At 46.1% G+C, this 21,859-nt stretch carries 10 protein-coding genes; 8 read left to right on the top strand and 2 right to left on the bottom strand.

The features are described from left to right. Nucleotides 1-44 precede the first annotated feature (44 nt). The 7 genes from pdhR to K5Q99_RS16435 all read left to right on the top strand — a co-directional run bounded on the left by pdhR (nt 45) and on the right by K5Q99_RS16435 (nt 16,833). On the top strand, nt 45-797 hold the full coding sequence (gene pdhR / locus K5Q99_RS16465; RefSeq protein WP_220591285.1) for a pyruvate dehydrogenase complex transcriptional repressor PdhR: 753 nt from the start codon (nt 45-47) through the stop codon (nt 795-797). Nucleotides 798-877: 80 nt separating this feature from the next. Then, a complete protein-coding gene (aceE, locus tag K5Q99_RS16460) occupies nt 878-3,544 on the top strand; it encodes a pyruvate dehydrogenase (acetyl-transferring), homodimeric type (protein WP_220591284.1) in 2,667 nt (888 codons plus the stop codon). Between the two features lie 12 nt (nt 3,545-3,556). After that, the gene (aceF, locus tag K5Q99_RS16455; RefSeq protein WP_220777462.1) at nt 3,557-5,584 is read left to right on the top strand and encodes a dihydrolipoyllysine-residue acetyltransferase; all 2,028 of its coding nucleotides are present in this window, start codon (nt 3,557-3,559) and stop codon (nt 5,582-5,584) included. 147 nt (nt 5,585-5,731) lie between these two features. Beyond that, nucleotides 5,732-7,159, top strand: coding sequence for a dihydrolipoyl dehydrogenase (gene lpdA, locus K5Q99_RS16450; protein WP_107402776.1), 1,428 nt, complete (start codon nt 5,732-5,734; stop codon nt 7,157-7,159). Nucleotides 7,160-7,614: 455 nt separating this feature from the next. After that, nucleotides 7,615-12,108, top strand: coding sequence for an EAL domain-containing protein (locus K5Q99_RS16445; protein ID WP_220777461.1), 4,494 nt, complete (start codon nt 7,615-7,617; stop codon nt 12,106-12,108). Nucleotides 12,109-12,345: 237 nt separating this feature from the next. Next, nucleotides 12,346-14,562, top strand: a complete 2,217-nt coding sequence (locus tag K5Q99_RS16440; RefSeq protein ID WP_220777460.1) for a patatin-like phospholipase family protein — start codon at nt 12,346-12,348, stop codon at nt 14,560-14,562. A 228-nt stretch (nt 14,563-14,790) separates the two neighbouring features. Further along, on the top strand, nt 14,791-16,833 hold the full coding sequence (locus tag K5Q99_RS16435; protein WP_220777459.1) for a M13 family metallopeptidase: 2,043 nt from the start codon (nt 14,791-14,793) through the stop codon (nt 16,831-16,833). An 80-nt stretch (nt 16,834-16,913) separates the two neighbouring features. On the opposite strand, the gene K5Q99_RS16430 is transcribed toward K5Q99_RS16435, so the two are convergent. Together K5Q99_RS16430 and hxpB are read right to left on the bottom strand one after the other, a co-directional pair. After that, complete coding sequence (locus K5Q99_RS16430) at nt 16,914-17,267, bottom strand: DUF2845 domain-containing protein (RefSeq protein ID WP_220591278.1); 354 nt, start codon at nt 17,265-17,267, stop codon at nt 16,914-16,916. A 116-nt stretch (nt 17,268-17,383) separates the two neighbouring features. After that, nucleotides 17,384-18,043, bottom strand: a complete 660-nt coding sequence (gene hxpB, locus K5Q99_RS16425) for a hexitol phosphatase HxpB (protein WP_220777458.1) — start codon at nt 18,041-18,043, stop codon at nt 17,384-17,386. Between the two features lie 434 nt (nt 18,044-18,477). Between hxpB and acnB the strand changes: the two genes are divergently transcribed. After that, on the top strand, nt 18,478-21,075 hold the full coding sequence (acnB, locus tag K5Q99_RS16420; RefSeq protein WP_220777457.1) for a bifunctional aconitate hydratase 2/2-methylisocitrate dehydratase: 2,598 nt from the start codon (nt 18,478-18,480) through the stop codon (nt 21,073-21,075). The last annotated feature ends 784 nt before the right edge of the window (nt 21,076-21,859 follow it).

The raw sequence follows: 21,859 nt of genomic DNA, 5'->3' as shown, positions 1-21,859 counted from the left end.
CAAAAAAATTGGTAAGACCAATTTACAACGGAGCTGAGCGCCTGATGGCCTATAGTAAAATTAATCAGCCAAAAATTTCTGACGTGATCATGGCGCAATTAGAGCAGATGATCTTAGAGGGCAGTTTACAGCCCGGTCAGAAGTTACCGCCTGAACGCGAACTGGCGATCCAGTTTGAAGTGTCTCGACCTTCTTTGCGTGAAGCTATCCAAAAGCTTGAGGCAAAAGGACTGTTAATGCGCCGCCAAGGCGGTGGTACTTATGTCAAAGAGCAACTCTGGCAGAGCCTTGCCGATCCTATTGTTGAACTGATGAATTCCGATCCAGAGAGTCAATATGACTTGCTGGAGTTCCGTCATGCTACCGAAGGTATGATGGCTTATTTTGCGGCGCTGCGTGGTACGGACGCCGATATGCAAAATATCAAACGTATGATCCTCGAGGTGGAAGCCGCCACCGACATTGAACAACAAGCCGCCGCCATTGTGCGCTTTTATCGTGCCGTTGCCGAAGCGTCACATAACGTGGCTATGTTACATCTTGTTCTCAGTTTAACCCCTGTGCTGCATAAAAATGTGGCGCAAAACTTGGAGCTTTTAAGCCGCCGCGAAGAAGCTTCTACTATGGCTAACGATCACAGACGGGCCTTGCTCGCTGCCATCGTTCGTCGTGATCCCGAAGCCGCCAGAGAAGCCTCGAATGAACACTTAAGTTACATCGAAGAGGTGATGTTATCTGTGCGGGAAGAAGATAGCCGGTTGCAGCGAAGTTTGCGCCGTTTAAAGAGTGGCGCTTAAGTTCACGCATTTAGCATTTGCTAAAGCGGAATATGCCGCAAACACCATTCATTATCATGTATATAGAGAAGGACAGTGTCATGTCTGAAGATATGCTACAAGACGTAGATCCGTTAGAGACTCAGGAATGGGTTGATGCCCTGCAAGCCGTGTTGGAACAGGAAGGCCCAGAGCGCGCGCATTTTTTACTAGAAAAGCTGATCGATAAAGCGCGTCGTAATGGCACTCACTTGCCTTATAACGCCACAACGGCTTACCTGAACACTATCCCTGCGGGTCAAGAGCCGCACATGCCTGGCAACCAAGAGATGGAACGTCGCATTCGCGCCATCATCCGTTGGAACGCTTTAGCTATGGTGCTTCGTGGTTCTAAGAAAGATTTAGAATTAGGCGGCCATATTTCAAGCTTCGCCTCAAGCGCGACTATTTATGACGTATGTTTTAACCACTTCTTCCGTGCACCGAATGAAAAAGACGGTGGCGATCTCGTGTATTTCCAAGGCCATATCGCCCCAGGTATTTATGCGCGTTCATTCCTAGAAGGTCGTTTAAGCGAAGACCAACTGGCTAACTTCCGTCAAGAAGTGGATGGCAAGGGTCTGTCTTCATACCCACATCCAAAACTGATGCCAGATTACTGGCAATTCCCAACGGTTTCTATGGGCTTAGGTCCAATACAAGCCATCTATCAGGCGCGTTTCTTAAAATATCTGACTGACCGTGGTCTGAAAGATTGTTCAGCACAAACTGTTTACTGTTTCTTAGGTGACGGTGAGTGTGATGAGCCAGAAGCCTTAGGTGCTATCGGTTTAGCGGCCCGTGAAGAATTAGATAACTTAGTCTTTATCGTTAACTGTAACCTACAGCGTCTCGATGGCCCTGTACGTGGTAACGGTAAGATCATCCAAGAACTTGAAGGCGAATTCCGCGGCGCTGGCTGGGAAGTGGTTAAAGTGATTTGGGGTCGTTACTGGGATCCATTATTGGCCCGTGACACTAGCGGTAAACTGCTGCAGTTAATGGAAGAAACCGTTGACGGTGAATACCAAAACTGTAAAGCCAAAGGTGGCGCTTATACGCGCGAACACTTCTTTGGTAAGTATCCTGAAACGGCCGAAATGGTGGCGAACATGTCAGACGATGACATTTGGCGCTTAAACCGTGGCGGTCATGATCCCGTTAAAGTGTACGCTGCACTGGAACATGCACAAAAAACCAAAGGCCGTCCAACGGTTATCTTAGCTAAAACCGTTAAAGGTTACGGCTTAGGTGATGCGGGCGAAGGCAAAAACATCGCGCACAACGTGAAGAAAATGGGTATCGAGTCTATCCGTTACTTCCGCGATCGTTTCAATATCCCAATTCCTGATGACCAGTTAGAAGATCTGCCTTTCTATCACCCAGGTCCAGATTCTGAAGAAGTGAAGTACATGATGAGCCGTCGTGAAGCGCTGCATGGTAGCGTGCCACAACGTCGTCAAAAGTTCACTGAAGAGTTGGAAGTGCCGTCACTCAAAATTTTCGATTCGATTTTACAGGGCTCAAACGGCCGTGAAATTTCATCGACTATGGCGTTCGTTCGCGTGCTGACAGCATTGCTGAAAGACAAGAAAATTGGCAAAAACATTGTGCCAATTATTCCTGACGAAGCCCGTACTTTCGGTATGGAAGGTTTGTTCCGTCAAGTGGGTATTTATGCTCACGAAGGCCAAAAATACGTACCGCAAGATTCTGACCAAGTGGCTTATTATCGTGAAGATAAAACCGGTCAAGTATTGCAAGAAGGGATTAACGAACTCGGTGCTATGTCTTCATGGGTATCGGCAGCGACTAGCTACTCAGTCAACGATACACCTATGATTCCGTTCTACATCTACTACTCAATGTTCGGTTTCCAACGTATTGGCGACATGGCTTGGGCTGCGGGTGACATGCGTGCGCGTGGTTTCTTAGTCGGTGGTACTTCAGGTCGTACAACGCTTAACGGCGAAGGTCTGCAGCATCAAGATGGTCACAGCCACGTATTGGCGAACACTATCCCTAACTGTATTACTTATGATCCAACTTACGGCTACGAAATCGCCGTTGTGGTACAAGATGGTATCCGTCGTATGTACGGCGAGAATCAAGAAGATATCTTCTACTACTTGACCACAATGAACGAAAACTATGAGCAACCAGCCATGCCAGAAGGCGCGGAAGTGGGCATAGTCAAAGGTATCTATAAGTTAGAAACGGTTGCGGGCTCAGGTAAAGGCAAAGTTCAGTTAATGAGCTGTGGCACTATCCTTGAACAAACCCGTAAAGCGGCGCAAGCACTGGCGAAAGACTTCGGTATCACAGCCGACGTATTTAGCGTAACTAGCTTCAACGAATTGACTCGCGATGGTCAAGCCGCTGAACGTTGGAACATGCTGCACCCAACCGAAACGCCAAAACAAGCCTATATCAGCCAAGTGATTTCAAGTGATGCACCTGCAATCGTAGCGACTGACTATATGAAGATTTACGGCGAACAGTTACGTGCTTATATTCCTACCGATTACAAAGTGTTAGGTACTGACGGTTTCGGTCGCTCAGACAGCCGCGAGAATCTGCGTCACCACTTCGAAGTGGACGCTAAGTTCATCGTTATTGCGGCACTGAAATCACTGGTTGATCGCAAAGAGCTGCCTGTCGATGTGTTAGCAAAAGCCATTAAAGAATATGGTATCGACGCTGACAAGATCAATCCACAGTACGCGTAAGAGGCAATAAAAATGGCTGAATTAAAAGAAGTTTTTGTTCCTGATATCGGCGGCGATGAAGTGCAAGTGATCGAAATTTGTGTGGCTGTGGGTGATACCCTAGCCGCAGAAGAGTCGATTCTTACCGTCGAAAGCGACAAGGCGACTATGGATATTCCAGCGCCTTTCGCCGGTGTGTTAGCCGAATTGAAAGTGGCTGTGGGCGATAAAGTCTCTGAAGGTACTTTGATTGCTATGATGCAAGCGGCGGGCGCGGCAGCTGCCGCTCCGGCTCCAGTTGCTGCACCCGCTCAGGCGGCACCAGCATCTGCACCAGTTCAAGCGGCTCCAGCCCCTGTGGCTGCTGCTACTGCGACGGGCGCAACCAAAGTGGTTGAAGTCACTGTGCCAGATATCGGTGGCGACACTGATGTGTCGGTTATCGAAGTGCTGGTTGCTGTCGGTGACAAGATTGAGGTTGATAGCGGTTTAATTACCCTAGAAACAGACAAAGCGACCATGGACGTGCCCTCACCTTTCGCGGGTGTGGTTAAAGACGTTAAAGTTGCCGTTGGCGATAAAGTGTCGCAAGGCTCTTTAGTCATCATGCTTGAAGTTGGCGGTGCTGTACCTGCTGTGGCTCCAAGCGTTAGCGCGCCAGCTGCAACTGTGGCTCAGGCGGCTCCTGCCGCTACGGTAGCGCCAGTGGCCGCAGCACCTGCTGCACCAGCGGCAAGTGTGGTTGCGGTAAAAGAAATTCAAGTGCCGGATATTGGCGATGCCAGCAATGTCGATGTGATCGAAGTGCTCGTGTCTGTCGGTGATGAAATCACTGCTGACCAAGGTTTGATTACCCTTGAAACTGACAAAGCCACCATGGAAGTGCCTGCGCCATTCGCCGGTAAACTGCTGTCTTTGACTGTTAAAGTGGGTGACAAGGTTTCTCAAGGTAGCGTGATTGCGACGATTGAAACTGTCACTGCAGGTGCAGCTCCTGCACCTGTTGCTCAAGCGGCAGCTCCTGCTCCAGTGAGCGCGGCGCCCGTTGCAGCTCCAACACCAGCAAGCCGTCCTCCAGTGCCACACCACCCAAGCGCAGGTACACCTGTGTCTACCGGTGCGGTACATGCGTCTCCTGCGGTACGTCGTTTAGCCCGTGAATTTGGTGTCGATTTGACCCAAGTTGCTGGTTCTGGCCGTAAAGGTCGCATTATGAAAGAAGACGTACAGGCGTATGTGAAATACGAACTGTCTCGTCCGAAAGCGACTGCGGCAACCTCTGTTGGTTCAGGCTCTGGTGACGGTAATGGCGGCGGTTTGCAAGTGATTGCTGCACCGAAAGTGGATTTCAGCAAGTTTGGTGAAGTGGAAGAGATTCCATTAAGTCGTATCCAGAAGATCTCTGGTCCAAACCTGCACCGTAACTGGGTAACCATTCCTCACGTGACTCAGTTCGATGAAGCTGATATCACCGAAATGGAAGAGTTCCGCAAGCAGCAAAACGATGTCGCGGCGAAGAAAAAAGCCGATTATAAGATCACTCCGCTGGTCTTTATGATGAAAGCTGTGGCTAAAACGTTGCAACAGTTCCCAGTGTTCAACTCGAGCTTAAGCTCTGATGGCGAATCACTGATCCAGAAGAAGTATTTCCATATCGGTGTGGCGGTTGATACGCCAAACGGTTTGGTTGTGCCAGTCGTGCGTGACGTGGATAAAAAAGGCATTATCGAGTTATCTCGTGAACTGGCTGATATCTCTATCCGTGCCCGTGATGGCAAGCTGAAATCTGCTGACATGCAAGGTAGCTGTTTTACTATTTCAAGTTTAGGTGGCATTGGCGGTACGGCGTTTACGCCTATCGTGAACTACCCAGATGTGGCGATTTTAGGTGTGTCTAAATCTGAAATTAAGCCTAAGTGGAATGGTAAAGAGTTCGAACCTAAATTGATGTTGCCATTGTCACTGTCATACGATCACCGCGTGATCGATGGTGCTATGGCTGCACGCTTTAGTGTGACGCTGTCAGGAATTCTGTCCGATATTCGTACTTTGGTTCTGTAAGCATATAAGGCTGCTCATCTTGAGTGGCCTTTTGTTTATTGTGATCAGTATCAAACACAGGTTAAAATGCGCCCACCTTACGCGCTGGCGCATTTTCGGTTGGCAGGATAGCTCCTCCAACGGATTGAATGAGAATTAGAGGAAAACATGAGTAACGAAATCAAAACTCAGGTAGTGGTATTAGGTGCAGGTCCTGCAGGTTATTCTGCGGCTTTCCGTGCAGCGGACTTAGGTCTAGAAACCATTATCGTTGAACGTTTTAGCACTTTAGGCGGCGTGTGTCTTAACGTGGGTTGTATCCCATCTAAAGCCCTATTACATGTTGCTAAAGTTATCGAAGAAGCCAAAGCCGTAGCTGCTCACGGTGTGGTTTTCGGCGAGCCAACTATCGATTTAGATAAGTTACGTGGCTTTAAAGAAAAAGTTATTGGCCAATTAACTGGCGGATTGGGCGGTATGTCCAAAATGCGTAAAGTTAACGTGGTTAACGGTTTTGGTAAATTCACTGGCCCTAACACGCTAGAAGTGACTGCTGAAGATGGCACTGTCAAAGTAGTTCATTTCGAGCAAGCGATCATTGCTGCGGGTTCTCGCCCAATCAAACTGCCATTCATTCCGCATGAAGATCCACGTATTTGGGATTCGACTGACGCATTAGAACTGAAAGAAGTTCCAGGCAAGTTGTTAGTGATGGGCGGCGGTATTATCGGCCTAGAAATGGGTACTGTGTACGCTTCTTTAGGCAGTGAAATCGACGTGGTTGAAATGTTCGACCAAGTGATCCCAGCAGCTGATAAAGATGTTGTTCGCGTATTCACTAAGCAAATCAAGAAGAAATTCAACCTGATCCTTGAAACTAAAGTCACAGCGGTAGAAGCCCGTGAAGACGGTATTTATGTTTCTATGGAAGGTAAGAGCGCACCAACTGAAGCCGTCCGTTACGATGCGGTATTAGTAGCAATTGGCCGTGCACCTAATGGCAAGTCGTTAGATGCTGAAAAAGCAGGTGTTAATGTTGATGAGCGTGGCTTTATCAAGGTTGATAAGCAACTGCGTACTAACGTACCGCACATCTATGCAATTGGTGACATCGTTGGTCAACCAATGCTCGCTCACAAAGGCGTGCACGAAGGCCACGTAGCGGCTGAAGTGATCGCTGGCATGAAGCATTACTTCGATCCAAAAGTCATCCCATCAATTGCTTACACTGACCCAGAAGTCGCTTGGGTTGGTTTAACTGAGAAAGAAGCGAAAGAGCAAGGTATTGCTTACGAAACTGCAACTTTCCCATGGGCAGCAAGCGGCCGCGCTATCGCATCTGATGCGAGCGAAGGCATGACTAAACTGATTTTCGACAAAGATACTCATCGCGTAATCGGTGGTGCGATTGTTGGCGTTAACGGCGGTGAGCTGTTAGGCGAAATCGGTTTAGCGATTGAAATGGGTTGTGATGCTGAAGATTTAGCATTAACCATTCACGCTCACCCAACACTGCACGAATCAGTGGGCTTAGCCGCTGAAATGTACGAAGGTTCTATTACTGATTTGCCAAACCCAAAGGCAAAGAAAAAGTAATTTAGCTGTCGATTAAAAAAGCGCTCATTTGAGCGCTTTTTTATTGCCTGTATTTTTTTGTAACTTTTATGTAAACAAGCGGATGAATTGATAGGATTGAGCTGCTACAGTACAGTTATACCCAAGCGACCTCAAAATACGAGTTTCAGAGCGCCCAGGGTGCTTCAATTCAAGGCGCATCAGTTAAAAAATGTGGCCACCTTTTGAATTGATGCAACACGGAAGTGGAGTGCCCTGGGTGCTCCGTCCCGGTGGCTGATGTTAACCACGGGGTAACGCACTTTATGCGGTGTTGGCTATTTTTGACTTAGCCCACTAGGCCTGCAAATAGCTGCAATCGCCATATATGTCGTGAATGCCATTTATGCAGGAGCAATAAATAGCCTTGCTGAAAGTGCGTTACCATGCCGTTAACATCAGCCGCTGAATTCTGCATTTTGAGGTGGTTTGGGTATATGTATGAAGTAAGCCGTCACATGCAAACAAAAATAATTAGAACAATTCTGACATGTTTCATCCTTTTACTGACTGGCGTCCACTCGGCTTGGGCGGGCGGCTTTGTGCAGCGAGTGTTTACTGATAGGGATGGTTTAGCGGTCACCAGTATCCGCGGTTTGGCCTTAGATGATTACGGTTTTGTATGGGCCGCGACTGAGCAGGGCTTGTATCGAGTCAGTAATTCTAAGGTGCGGCGTATCGATAAAATCGGCACCGAATCGCGACTGGCGGATGACTTTTTAACCTCAGTGGTGAACATAGAACGTGATAAGTTATTGGTCAGCACTAACGCAGCGATTTACCTCTACGATATTGTCCAAAATCAATTTACCGCCTTTGGTTCTCCCTATTTATTCCCGCAGTTTCCCGGTGGTGCACTGGTCTCGGCAGCCCGAAAAAATAGTAAAACATGGCGATTGTTAATTGATAATGGCCAGATATATGAATTCTCCCCTTCAAAGTCCGAGCTGCGCCTTATTACTCAGTTGCCAGTTAACCGCGATCTCCCTTGGCGTAAATTGCTGGTCATGCCGAATGGTCAAATGCTGGTCGCGGGAACCTTGCAATTAGAGTTGCTAGAGCAAAATGGCGAGCGGATATTCCAATACTCTTGGACCGAATCTATGGGCAGTATTCTCGATATGTTAGAGGATTCTCAGCATAGGATCTGGATTGCGACTGGCCGCGGCGTTTATCAATTAGATCAAATTTCTAGGCAGATTATCCCCGTGCCAGAATTGCCCGATTGGAGCACAGCGATCGTTGAAGATGCGAAAGGATATTTATGGTTTTCCAGTCGTATCGGTTTATTGAAATGGTCGCCCGAAACACGCCAGATTGAAAACTATCAAAAAGAGTTGAAGTCTGAGGCCGACATGGAAACGCTAAAAGCCATGTTGTTTGATGATGCGGGTTTGATGTGGGTCGGAGGTTCAGGCGATGGATTGGCGTTATTGGCGTCGCAGCCTGATTTTATCCTCGACACTTATACCGGCGATGAACCCTATCAATTGAGTGATGCCATGACTTGGTCAGTGCATGCCAGTGATGAAGGCGTTTGGCTAGGTTCTTCCAATTTGGATTTTATTGCTAAAGGCAGTAGTAAGGCATTTAACGTGCCGATTGAGGGATTTAATCCCCATGAAAGCATTTATGATATCAGTGAGTTTGAGGGGCATTATTTACTATTATCGACAACTAGCGGTCTCTTTGTTGTCGATAAAGACACTTTACAAGGCAGCAGCTTTTCTAAGTGGACCCATGGTAATGATGGCTTTAAAAATAAGCTCATTTATAAAACCTACCTCGACCCTAAACTGAAAGGACGCATTTGGATTGCGACCACATCAGGCCTGTATTTTTGGGAAATGGGACTGTACGAACCTCAGCCCTTTGATATTGATAAATCATCGGACAAATTTGATGGCCCCAAGCGACCCGTTATCCGCACGATTTATCGTACGTCTGACGGTCGTCTGTGGGTTAGCGGTAAAAAAGTCTTTGGCTATATCGACAGCCAAAACGAGTTTCATGATCAGCGGCAGTTATTTAACGCCTTTGCGGCACAGCCAACGGTCAGTCATATTGAAGAAATGTCACCTGGGGTGATCTGGTTTGGCTCCTATGAAAAAGGTTTATTCGAATACCATCAGCAAACGGGATCGTTAATTTCACTGACTTCCGAATGGCAATTAAATTGTAGCTCAGTGTTTTTTATTCAAAAAACGCCTAAGTCTAATCTTGTGGGCTGCTCGGATTCTTTGATTCGTCAGGATATTCAAACAGGCAATATCGCTATGTTTAATCAACTCGATGGTTTAATTTCTGATGAGATGAACGAAGGCGCCTATTTTTACTCACCTAAAACAGGCTTTTACTTAGGCACGCCCGAGGGCGTGATGCGACTGGATGTCGATAGGCTGGCTAACCGCATTACCGATGACCATGTGATGCTTGAATCTGTCTCTGTTTACTATAACAACACGACAGAAGTGTCCTTGTTGCCGCGTAACCTGATGACCATCAAACCCGAAGCCAATATGGTTAGTTTTCAAATCACTAACTTAGATTATCTCGATGATTCGCCCATCCAATTTAAATATCGCTTACGTCATCAAGATGAAGAGAGTCGTTATGTGCTGCTTCAGGGGGAGGCGCAGATTAACCTCGCAGGTTTAGCTGCGGGTGGTTATGTATTAGATATTTTGAGTCAGGTGAATGGCATATGGTCAGACAAACCTTTTACCTATCCCTTTTATGTTGAGCAGAATTGGTGGTTATCCCAAGGTTTTAAGGGCATTTTACTGCTGTTATTTTCCATTATTGCCTTAAGTCTTGCTTGGTACCGACAACGTCAGATCAATACCTTTAAACAAATGAATCAGGCATTAACTGAGAGTGATGACAGACTAAGGCAATCTTTACGCGGCAGTGACTCAGATCTCTGGGAATGGCATAAGAGTACACAGGCATTTCACCTCGATAATCGCGGTTCTGTGCTTGGTACCCATGCCAATGAGATTGTGGTGAGTTTAGAGGATTTGCCCGTGCATCCACAGGATAGGGAAAAAGTGATCGATCAGTGGAATAGCATGATGGCGGGGGAGAACGATAGATTCGAAGCCGAATATCGTTATCAGCGCAAGGAGGGTAATTGGGGCTGGTTAAGGGTAAAAGGGCGACCCGTCGCACGCAATAAACACTCCAATGAGGTTGAGCGGGTCGCGGGTATTTATAGTGATATTACCGTGCAACGCCAGTTAGAAGATGAAGTGAATTTGCTGGCAAAAGCCTTTGGGAACACCTCTGAAGGTGTACTGATTTTAGATGTCGAAGGCAGTATTCGCGTGGCGAATTACGCTGCACAACAAATTATCGGCATCGATTCTGACGATTTAGTCGGTCAATCCTTTGCTCAATTCGTGCAGATGAATGACGGTTTGGCATCGGAAATCCAGCAACTTCTTAGTGATAGCCAGTCTTGGACGGGCGAGCGTGAGTTAATCAATACCAGTCAGCAACCTTGCCCCGTGTGGCTGAACGTGTCGGTGATGCAAAGTACTAACGGTAAAGTGACCCATTATGTGGTGGTATTCTCGGATATTACCGAACGTAAACAAACCGAAGCCGATTTACGCCGCTTAGCTAATTACGATGTGCTTACTGGGTTGCCAAACCGTTCCTTATTTTCTAGCCGTCTATTACAGTCGATTCAGACCGCGCAGCAAACGGGTGAGAAATTAGCGTTACTCTTCCTAGATCTCGATAGATTTAAGCATGTTAATGACTCCTATGGACATAGCATGGGTGATGCCTTGCTGGTCGAAGCCTCAAGCAGACTGCAATCTTGTATTGCTAGCGAGCATATGCTCTGCCGCTTTGGCGGCGATGAATTTGTGATTTTACTCAGAAATGCCAATAGCATTGACGAGATCAATCACATTGCCGAGCGCCTGCTGGAACAAATTGTGGCGCCCTTTAAGTTATATGGTCGTGAGTTTTATATTTCGACCAGTATTGGTATCAGTATTTGGCCCGACGATGCGGTGCAGCCTGAAGCTTTTATCAAGAATGCCGATCTCGCTATGTACCACGCCAAAGAAGAAGGGCGGGGAAATTTCCAATATTATTCCTCTGAACGTAATGCCCAAGCCCTCTATCATTTACGGCTTGAGGCCGATTTACGTAAAGCCATCGAGCGGCAAGAGTTTGAGCTTTATTACCAGCCGCAAATTGATATTTTACGTAACGATAAGCCCATAGGAATGGAAGCATTAATCCGCTGGAAACATCCGCAGGACGGTTTTATTCGTCCCGATATTTTCATTAAAGTTGCCGAGGCCTGCGGCTTAATTGTGGATATTGATCGTTGGGTGTTAAGGCAAGCCTGTGTACAGGGGGCGCATTGGGCAAAGCGTTATGGCGCTACTTTTAAGTTGTCGGTTAATATTTCGGCGGTGCATTTTAGGCAGCCAGATTTTATTGAAGACATACAAAGAATCCTGCATGACACCCAAATGCCGACGGCATCTTTAGGTTTAGAAATCACCGAAGGCGTATTGATGAAGGAGCTGCATGTTGCTCAAGATCATCTTACGCGTTTGAAATCCTTAGGGATTGAAGTCGCCATTGATGACTTTGGGACGGGATATTCTTCACTGGCCTATTTGCGTCATTTTGAAGTGAACACCTTAAAAATCGATCGCTCCTTCTTAATTGATATCGCCACTAATACGGCCGATCAGGCGATTGTGAGCAGTATTATTGAATTAGCCCGTAACCTTAAATTAAATGTGGTTGCCGAAGGGATTGAGACGGTTGAACAGTTAGAGCAAGTTTTTAGCCGCGGCTGTTATATTATTCAAGGGTATTATTTTGCTAAGCCTATGTGCGTGGATGATTTTGAACGCTATTTAGAAACAGATAACAGAATCGTCTCTATTGATCATTAAGCTAGAAACATAGTCTATTATTGGCTCGCGAATACTTAATATTTGTACAGCTGATGGGAAATCGTCTTCAGTGGTGATGGATATTTTGTTTAGCGGTTTATTCAATTAAACTTCATCTGTTTGTATAAAGAGTACACAAACTTATCACTAGTCGGTCCAGATAAAATATGACTGACGGTTAAATCGATAAGTTTGTTAATATAACTCGGATTTTTATCCCATAAAAAGTAGCCTCACATGATGCGTCAACTACTCGCTTCTATTATTTTGTGTTTGTGTGTTACCCCGTCTTTGGCTGCAGAGCGCCTTAAAATTGGTGTCGTACTCAGTGGTGGTGGTGCTAAAGGCGCCGCTCATGTGGGCGTGCTCAAAATATTAGAAGAACATAACATCCCAGTCGATTATATCGCGGGCACCAGCATAGGTGCCTATGTCGCTGGCATGTATTCACTGGGTTACAGTGCGAGTGAAGTGGAAGCTATCATGATGGGGGTCAACTGGGACAGTGGCTACTCGGACACCATACCGCGCAATATTTTGAGCTACAGGGATAAACAGTTACGCGACCGTTACAATATTCCGTTAAACATTGGCTATAACGAAGGCCAAGTGAGGGCGCCAAGTGGTCTGCTACGTGGACAGACTATGTCGCAACTTTTACGTCAGTCGACAGATCTGGTACAGCAATTTGGTCATTTTGATGATTTAGCCATTCCCTACCGAGCGGTTGCAACCGACTTAGAAACTAGCTTACCTGTGGTGATTAGTCATGGCAGTATGGTTAAAGCTATGCAAGCGTCTGCAACTGTACCTGGTGCACTTCAGCCCGCACAAATTGAAGGCAAGTTATTGGTCGATGGTGGTATTGCCAACAACATGCCCGTCGATGTGGTTAAGGCCATGGGAGCCGATATTATTATCGCCGTCGATATTGGCTCGCCTCTGGTCAAAAAAGATAAATTAGACAGTACTATCGCAGTGCTCGATCAGCTCTCTAATTTTTTGACCAATGCCAGCACTGAAAAACAAAAACAATTACTGACAGATAAAGATGTATTGATCCGACCCGCGATTGACGCCCTCAGCACCACTGATTTCACTATTATGCCGCTGGCATTAACCCTTGGAAAAGAAGCCGCTAATGGTCAGCTTTATAAGTTGAGCAGTATGAGCGTGGGCCCTGATGAATATGCCGCCTACGTCGAGGCTAAAAAAGCCAAAGGTAAATTATTAATGGCGGATGTACGTCATCCCATTAATGAAATCGTATTTGATAACCAATCTAAGGTGAGTTTGAATCTCTTGACGGAAACCTTGGATATTAAGCCTGGGCAAGCTGTATCTAAAGACGAGCTTAATGAGGCGTTAAAGCGTATTTACTCTCTCAATAAATTTGAACGTGTCGATGCTGAATTTGTAGAAGGTGAGGATGGCCGCATACTCACTGTCACTACTAAGGCTAAGTCTTGGGGGCCGAATTATTTCCAACTGGGCTTTAATTGGGAGGATGACTTTAATTCAGAATCTGCCATCAGTTTTGACATGGCTTATACCATGACCGATTTGACCTTTAATGGTGGCGAGTGGCGCAATGAGGTCAAACTCGGCATTGAAAAGTTGTTTGCAACTGAGTTTTATCAGCCTTTAGACAGGGACCAACAGTTCTTTAGCCGTGCCCGCTATCAATACGATACCCGTGATTGGGACTTATACGATAATAACAGTCGTATCTTAACCTTCGACAAGAAAACCCATACGATTGAATTAGGCATAGGTTATAACTACACCTTACAAGGGATGATTGAGTTAGGCTTAGTCGCAGAGAAGGGGTCGATAGTCAATGATGTTTGGCTAACGCAGGACTTAGATTTTAGTTCCTATGGTGCTTACTTTAGGTTCGGTTACGATAGCTTAGATAGCATTAGCTTCCCGACATCGGGTAATCGTGTAACCTTAAACGTCTACGTGCGCAATGAAGATTTCAATGACAGTATCGACGATAATCAAAACCAATTTAGCGTGCAAATAGAGGCCGACTGGAAAGGTGCCTTGAGTGTCGGTAACCACGCTTTTGTTGGTAAGGCATCAATTGCTACTAACAATAATGATGGGGTCAATACGCTGCATTTATCTGAGCTGGGAGGATTCTTAAACCTATCTGGTTACCATAAAGACTCCATTATGGGCGCACATAAAGTCTTTGGCGCCTTTGTTTATCAATATGATCTCGGGCGTGATGCGCTCGGTATGACAGATTATCCTTTGTATCTTGGTTGGAGTTTGGAAGCGGGCAATGTCTGGGATGAGCGCTCTGAAGTCACCCTTACCGATCTGATTTATGCATCGAGTCTTTATATCGGTACTGATACTTCCATGGGACCCGCAGCACTTGGTTTTGGGATCACAGATCTTGGCGATAAGTCCTTCTATTTATTTGTGGGTAAAAACTTCTAGTTTGAGATTTGTGTAAAGAACTTAAGGGCATGACTGAGGTTGTGCCCTTACTTTTTGGTCGATGGAAAAACTATAAGCGTCATCCCTATGGAAGTTACCTTGCCGAAATAGCTAAGAGTGTCGCTAAAGTGTCATATCCTTTTACAAAATCTTACTACTGTGAGGCGTAGCAAGATGCTAAGGTTTTGCGGGAAAAATAATAACTCTCAACGTAAGCTGGGGAAAATAATGAAGAAGATAAGCACACTGGCACTGGGTATCGCTCTGAGTTTAGGTTTAGCCGCTTGCAGCAGCGAGCCTAAAACTGAAGTCGCTGCGGTTTCTGGCATTGAATTGCAAAACTTTGATGCCTCAGTTCGTCATCAAGACGATTTCTATTACAGCGTTAACGGTAAATGGTTGGCGAATACGCCAATACCTGCCGACAAATCTAACTATGGCGCATTTTCTGTGCTGTACGATCAAAGCCAAGATGCATTGAAAAAAATCATCGACGAAGCGGCCGCTAAAAAGAATCCCGCGGCGGGCTCGAATGATCAGAAAATTGGTGATTTCAACGCTAGCTTTATGAATACCGATTTACTTGAAACCTTAGGTATTACTCCGCTTAAGCCATTGCTGGCCGATATCGCTGGTGCCAAAACACACGCTGATTTACCTGCCGTTATGGGTAAATTGCTGACGACCGGTTCTGGTATTCCCTTTGGTTTTTACGTCAATAACGACGCCAAAAACTCAACTCAGTACGCCGTGTATCTAAGCCAGTCGGGCCTTACGCTGCCGGACCGCGATTATTATCTTAAAGATGACCCTAAGTTTGCCGCTAATCGTCAAGCCATGGCCAAATATGTGACAGACATACTGACCGAAGCGGGTTACAAGGATGCTAAACGCGCGGCTAAAAACGTCGCCGACATCGAAATGATGATCGCCAAAAGTCAGTGGAGCCGAGTCGAATCCCGTGATGCCAACAAGGCATACAACAAGTTAGATCGTGCTGAACTGCAAAAGTTAATGGGTCAATTCGATTTTAATGCCTTTGCTGCGAGTGCGGGCTTAGGCGATAAAGTGACTGATATCATAGTGCGTCAGCCTTCTTATTTTGAAAAACTCGGTGCAGGTTTCGAGATATTCCCGGTATCGGCTTGGCAGGATTACCTCGCGTTCCACTTAGTCGATAGCTACGCCGAGTTACTGAGCAAAAACTTTGTTGATTTGAACTTCGCCTTTAAGAGCAAAACCTTAATGGGTATCGAAGAGCAACAACCACGCTGGAAAAAAGCGGTTGATGGCGCTGACCAAGTGATAGGTGAGTTAGTGGGCGAAGAGTATGTTAAGCAATACTTCAAGCCAGAAGCTAAAGCGCGTATGGAAACTATGATCAAAAACTTGATCAAAGGTTTTGAGGTCAGTATCAATGAACTTGAGTGGATGACGCCAGAAACCAAAGTCGCCGCCCAAGAAAAACTGGCTAAATTCACCTATAAAATCGGCTATCCAGATAAGTGGAAAGATTACTCAGGTTTAGATATCAAGGCTGACGAGTTAGTCGGTAACTACATGCGTTACGCTCAGTTTGAATATCAAGACATGATCAACAAGCTTGGCAAGCCAATCGATCGTACCGAATGGGGCATGACACCACAAACGGTGAACGCTTATTACAGCCCAGTGAAAAACGAAATCGTATTCCCAGCTGCGATTCTGCAGCCACCATTCTTCAATATGGATGCCGATGATGCAGTGAACTACGGTGGCATAGGTGCAGTGATCGGCCATGAAATCAGCCATGGTTTCGATGACCAAGGCGCTAAGTACGATGGCGACGGTAACCTACGTGATTGGTGGTCGGATAAAGATCGCGAAGAATTCCAAAAACGCGGTAAGCAACTGTCAGCGCAATACTCAGGTTATGAAGCACTGCCAGGCAAGTTTGTTAACGGTGATTTGACCTTAGGGGAAAACATCGGCGACTTAGGTGGTTTAACCGTAGCGGCACGCTCGTATCTAATGAGCCTTAACGGCAAACCCGCGCCAGTGCTTGATGGATTAACGGGTGAGCAACGCTTCTTTGTGGGGTGGTCGCAAGTATGGCGTCGTAACTACCGTGATGAAGAGCTGAGCCGTCGTTTGCTGACAGATCCGCATTCACCGAGTCATTACCGCGCTATGGGGACGCCGCGTAACGTGGAAGCCTTCTATAAAGCTTTCGAGATGAAAGAAGGCGATAAAATGTATTTAACACCAGATGAACGTGTAAAAATTTGGTAATACATTCAGTTGATTGAAATAAGAAAAGCCAGACAATGTCTGGCTTTTCTATTGATGACCATAATCTAGGATTCTGCCGATTAATGTCCGTAACCTAAGGATTCGATTTTAGTGACTTTATTGTCCGTGGCATAAAGCCGGCGTATTAAGCGTGTCGGTCCAAAGTCATAGGTCCATTCTTGATACTCAGTCGGCAACTTGCTGGGATCGATCACTCGGTCGCCGTCTGAGTTGAGATAAGTCGCAGGCAGACTGTACTGACGAATATCGCTGGGTGAGCCGCACTTCTCCAGCACAGTGGTTAAGGTATCGCCAGTGTTGACCACTTGTTGCTTGCAGTGCATAGCACCACCCGCATTAGCGGACAAGCTCACGGACATGAGTATTAAGCCCATGGGTAATAATACGGGTGATAATAAAGACAGGTACTTCATTGGCTCCCCCTCTCGTGCATATATCATTCTGCTATTCATCCACACGGCAAAGGCTCATTATCCATATAACTAAAACTCAGCTTATCCGCCTAGTAGAGACTAAGCGTGTTATGGCGTTATTGAGCTAAGAGTGTCGGCAAGGCCAATAAGTTCTCAGCCTGATGGTGGGCGATAACCCACTTAGCATCGCCTCTTTGCTCCGGTGCGGGGATCGCAAGCGTTTGCATATTGGCCGCTCGGGCGGCAACTAAGCCGTTAAAAGAATCTTCGATGGCAAGACAACAACGGGGATCGACATCTAATGCCTTAGCGCAATTCAAATACACTTCAGGGTGTGGCTTGCCGTAGGTGAGGCCCTCGGCCGATTGCACTGCCATAAATTTATCGCTGAGCCCTAACTTAGAGAGCACCGCCTCGATAATAGTGTAAAACGAAGAGGTGGCTAAGCCGATTTTAAGACCTAGTGCTTGGCAGTGATCAATCGCTTCGTGAACACCCAGCATAGCTTCGCCGCAAACCAGAATTTCACTGGCGACCTTATCGACAATCGCTTGGCTGACCTTGGCATTATCGTAGTGAGGCCAAGGAGCTTTGTGGTACCAATAATCGACGCACTGATCGATACGTAAACCTGTGGTTTGTTGAATCGTCTCTATCGTTACTGGCACGCCAAGTGCGGATAACACTTCATACTCGACCCTTTGCCATAGGGGTTCTGAATCGATTAAAACGCCATCCATATCAAAAATAACGGCTTGAATGTTAAGGGATGTCATTGGTACTCCGATGGACTGGGGAAATAACTGAGATATGCAGTAAATTAAGCCTGAGTGTAAGTTCTCGCACTGCATCTTAAAAGCCAAAATCGCGCAAGATGAGAAAAATTTACACATATTTGATCTAGGGCGCTGGAAATTGCCTGTTCGATTTAAAATTAATGAAACATTGTTAACTATTTGTAGTGTATGGTTTTTTGTCTGTTTTCAAACTATTGTCTAATTTCACTTGTTTTAATATTCCCGTAAGTTGGCATTCGCCGCCGGATTTAGTCCTTATTTCGCTTTTTGCCGAGTGTGACCTGATTCATACTTTTGCAAAGCTGTAGTATACTGCAGGCCGGAAATACGGGTCGATCATGTCGGACTGTCAGCTTCAATTAAGAAGACGTGCAGTTTCGTTGTTAGAGCGCCAAACAAAGAGGAATGTTGCCGTGCTAGAAGCATATCGTAAACACGTCGCAGAACGTGCTGCAGAGGGCGTAGTCCCTAAGCCATTAGATGCACATCAAGTGGCTGAACTGGTTAAGTTAGTTCAAAATCCACCCGCAGGTGAAGAGGCTTTCGTTCTCGACCTGCTTGAAAATCGAATTCCCCCAGGTGTTGATGAAGCTGCTTATGTTAAAGCTGCTTTTTTAGATGCGGTTGCCAAAGGCACTGAAAAATCACCGATTCTATCTGCTGAGCGTGCTACTGAGTTGTTAGGCACAATGCAAGGCGGCTACAACATCGAACCTCTGATCGCGCAGCTGGATAACCCAGCGTTAGCACCTTTAGCTGTTAAAGCCTTATCTCACACTTTGCTGATGTTTGATTCTTTCCACGATGTGGTTGAGAAGATGGAAGCGGGCAATGAGTTTGCTAAGCAAGTAGTTGAAGCATGGGCAAATGCAGATTGGTATTTAAGCCGTCCCAAACTGGCCGACAAAGTCACTCTGACAGTATTTAAAGTTTCTGGTGAAACCAACACCGATGACTTGTCGCCAGCACCCGATGCATGGTCACGTCCTGATATCCCATTGCACGCGTTAGCTATGTTGAAAAACGCCCGTGATGGTATCGAGCCTGACATTGCTGGCGCCGTTGGCCCAGTGAAAAAAATCGAAGCGTTAAAAGCACAAGGTTTCCCATTAGTGTATGTGGGTGACGTTGTCGGTACGGGTTCATCACGTAAATCTGCGACTAACTCAGTGTTATGGTTTATGGGCGATGATATTCCATTTGTCCCTAACAAGCGCGCTGGCGGTTTCTGCCTTGGCGGTAAAATTGCACCGATTTTCTTCAACACTATGGAAGATGCGGGCGCACTGCCAATCGAGCTTGACGTAAACAAAATGGAAATGGGCGATGTGATTGACATCTACCCATACGCCGGTGTGGTTAAGCGTCACGATAGCGACGAAGTAATTTCAGAATTCAGCTTAAAAACTGACGTGCTGTTAGACGAAGTGCGTGCTGGTGGCCGTATTCCATTGATCATCGGTCGTGGTTTAACTGACAAAGCCCGTGAAGTACTAGGCTTAGGTGTATCTGACGTATTTGTACGTTCACAAGACGTTGCTGATACGGGTAAAGGTTATACCCTTGCCCAGAAAATGGTTGGTAAAGCATGCGGCGTTGCCGGTGTGCGTCCTGGCCAATACTGCGAACCTAAGATGACGTCTGTCGGTTCACAAGACACTACAGGTCCTATGACCCGTGACGAGCTGAAAGATTTAGCCTGTTTAGGTTTCAGTGCTGATTTGACTATGCAGTCATTCTGTCACACTGCGGCTTATCCAAAGCCAGTGGATGTGAATACACATCATACTCTGCCAGATTTCATTATGAACCGTGGCGGTGTATCACTGCGTCCAGGTGACGGTGTTATCCATTCATGGTTAAACCGTATGCTGCTACCAGATACTGTTGGTACCGGTGGTGACTCGCATACGCGTTTCCCAATTGGTATTTCATTCCCAGCAGGTTCTGGCTTAGTGGCGTTTGCTGCGGCGACGGGCGTTATGCCACTCGATATGCCTGAATCAGTATTAGTGCGCTTTAAAGGCAAAATGCAACCCGGCATCACACTGCGTGATCTGGTCCATGCTATCCCATTAAAAGCCATTGAGCTCGGCATGTTGACTGTTGAGAAGAAAGGTAAAGTTAACATCTTCTCTGGTCGCGTACTGGAAATCGAAGGTCTTGAAACCTTGAAAGTTGAACAAGCTTTCGAACTGTCTGATGCATCAGCTGAGCGCTCAGCGGCCGGTTGTACTATCAAGTTAGACAAAGAACCTATCATCCAATACCTGAACTCAAACATCATCATGTTGAAGTGGATGATCGCTGAAGGTTACGGCGATCGTCGTACCATTGAACGTCGTATCAAAGGTATGGAAGAGTGGTTAGCGAATCCTGAACTGATGAGCGCCGATAAAGATGCTGAGTACGCTGCGGTAATCGAAATCGATTTGAACGACATCAAAGAGCCAATCCTGTGTGCGCCGAATGATCCTGATGATGCAGTACTGCTGTCATCTGTTGCACAAACTAAGATTGACGAAGTGTTCGTTGGTTCTTGTATGACCAACATCGGTCACTTCCGCGCAACCGGTAAGATGCTAGACAAGTTTGCTAAAACCCTGCCAACACGTCTGTGGATTGCGCCACCGACTAAGATGGATAGAGATCAGCTGACTGAAGAAGGTTACTACGCGATTTTTGGTCGCGTAGGTGCCCGCATCGAGATCCCAGGTTGTTCACTGTGTATGGGTAACCAAGCACGTGTTGCTGAAGGTTCGACTGTAGTATCGACTTCTACTCGTAACTTCCCGAACCGTTTAGGTACAGGCGCTAACGTTTACTTAGCCTCTGCTGAACTGGCTGCGGTTGCTGCACTGTTGGGTCGTCTACCGTCTCCAGAAGAGTATCAAGAATACGCCAAAGAGTTAGACGCTACTGCGGCTGACACTTACCGTTACTTGAACTTCGATCAAATCGAGTCATACACTAAGAAAGCCTCGGAAGTGATCTTCCAGTCAGCCGTATAATCGATTATCGTTAAGGTAACTTGATGTCAAAAGCCAGCGTAAGCTGGCTTTTTTGTGGGTAAGTTTCTCTCTGCGCATATATGTACAAATAACTTCTCTAATATAGTGATGCTTCGTCTCTTCCATATAACAGGCTAGGATTCCATAAATAACGAAGCATTAATAAATAAGCATAAATAGCCAAGTGCATCTGTCTTTAGGTTGTTCACTAAAGGCGCTATCCCAATCAGTGTCCGGCTTCACCTCACTGAATCTAATTTTTGAAAGACTGAACCTTCTATTTTCATATTTACCAACAGATCATTCCATGGGCTTTTGCTATGAAAAATGCAGAGTAAAGGCATTGTTTTGACTAAAATGTGGATAACTTTGGGGGTAAGTGGTGGGTATGGTGTGGTTAGATTAGATAATTAGAATTAACTGCAAATTTCCTTAAAATAGGGGTTGCACAAAATCTCCTGCTCCCTATAATGCGCATCCACTGACACGGCAGACAGCGAAAGCAAGCTGACAAGTTAAGTTGAATTGAGTCGCTTTTAAGCATTTAATTCAAGCGCGGCAAGTATTTGAAAAATACTCCTTGACGCGAAACGGGAAATGCGTAGAATACGCAGCCCTAGCCAACTGGAAGCGTTCGGCGCTCAGTGTGGTGCTCATGTTCTCTTACGAATATTGAGTTGCTCTTTAACAAGATAAAACAAGAAATCTGTGTGGACACTCACAGGTGTTGAGTTAATCGAAATTACTTTACTTTCGAGTGAGTAATCAAAGAATTAAATCAATG

It is taken from the genome of Shewanella hafniensis (assembly GCF_019655335.1).
In the GTDB taxonomy this organism is placed as follows: Bacteria; Pseudomonadota; Gammaproteobacteria; order Enterobacterales; family Shewanellaceae; genus Shewanella; species Shewanella hafniensis.
Note: the sequence above shows the minus strand (reverse complement) of the source record. Positions and strands in the feature narration are given on the sequence as shown.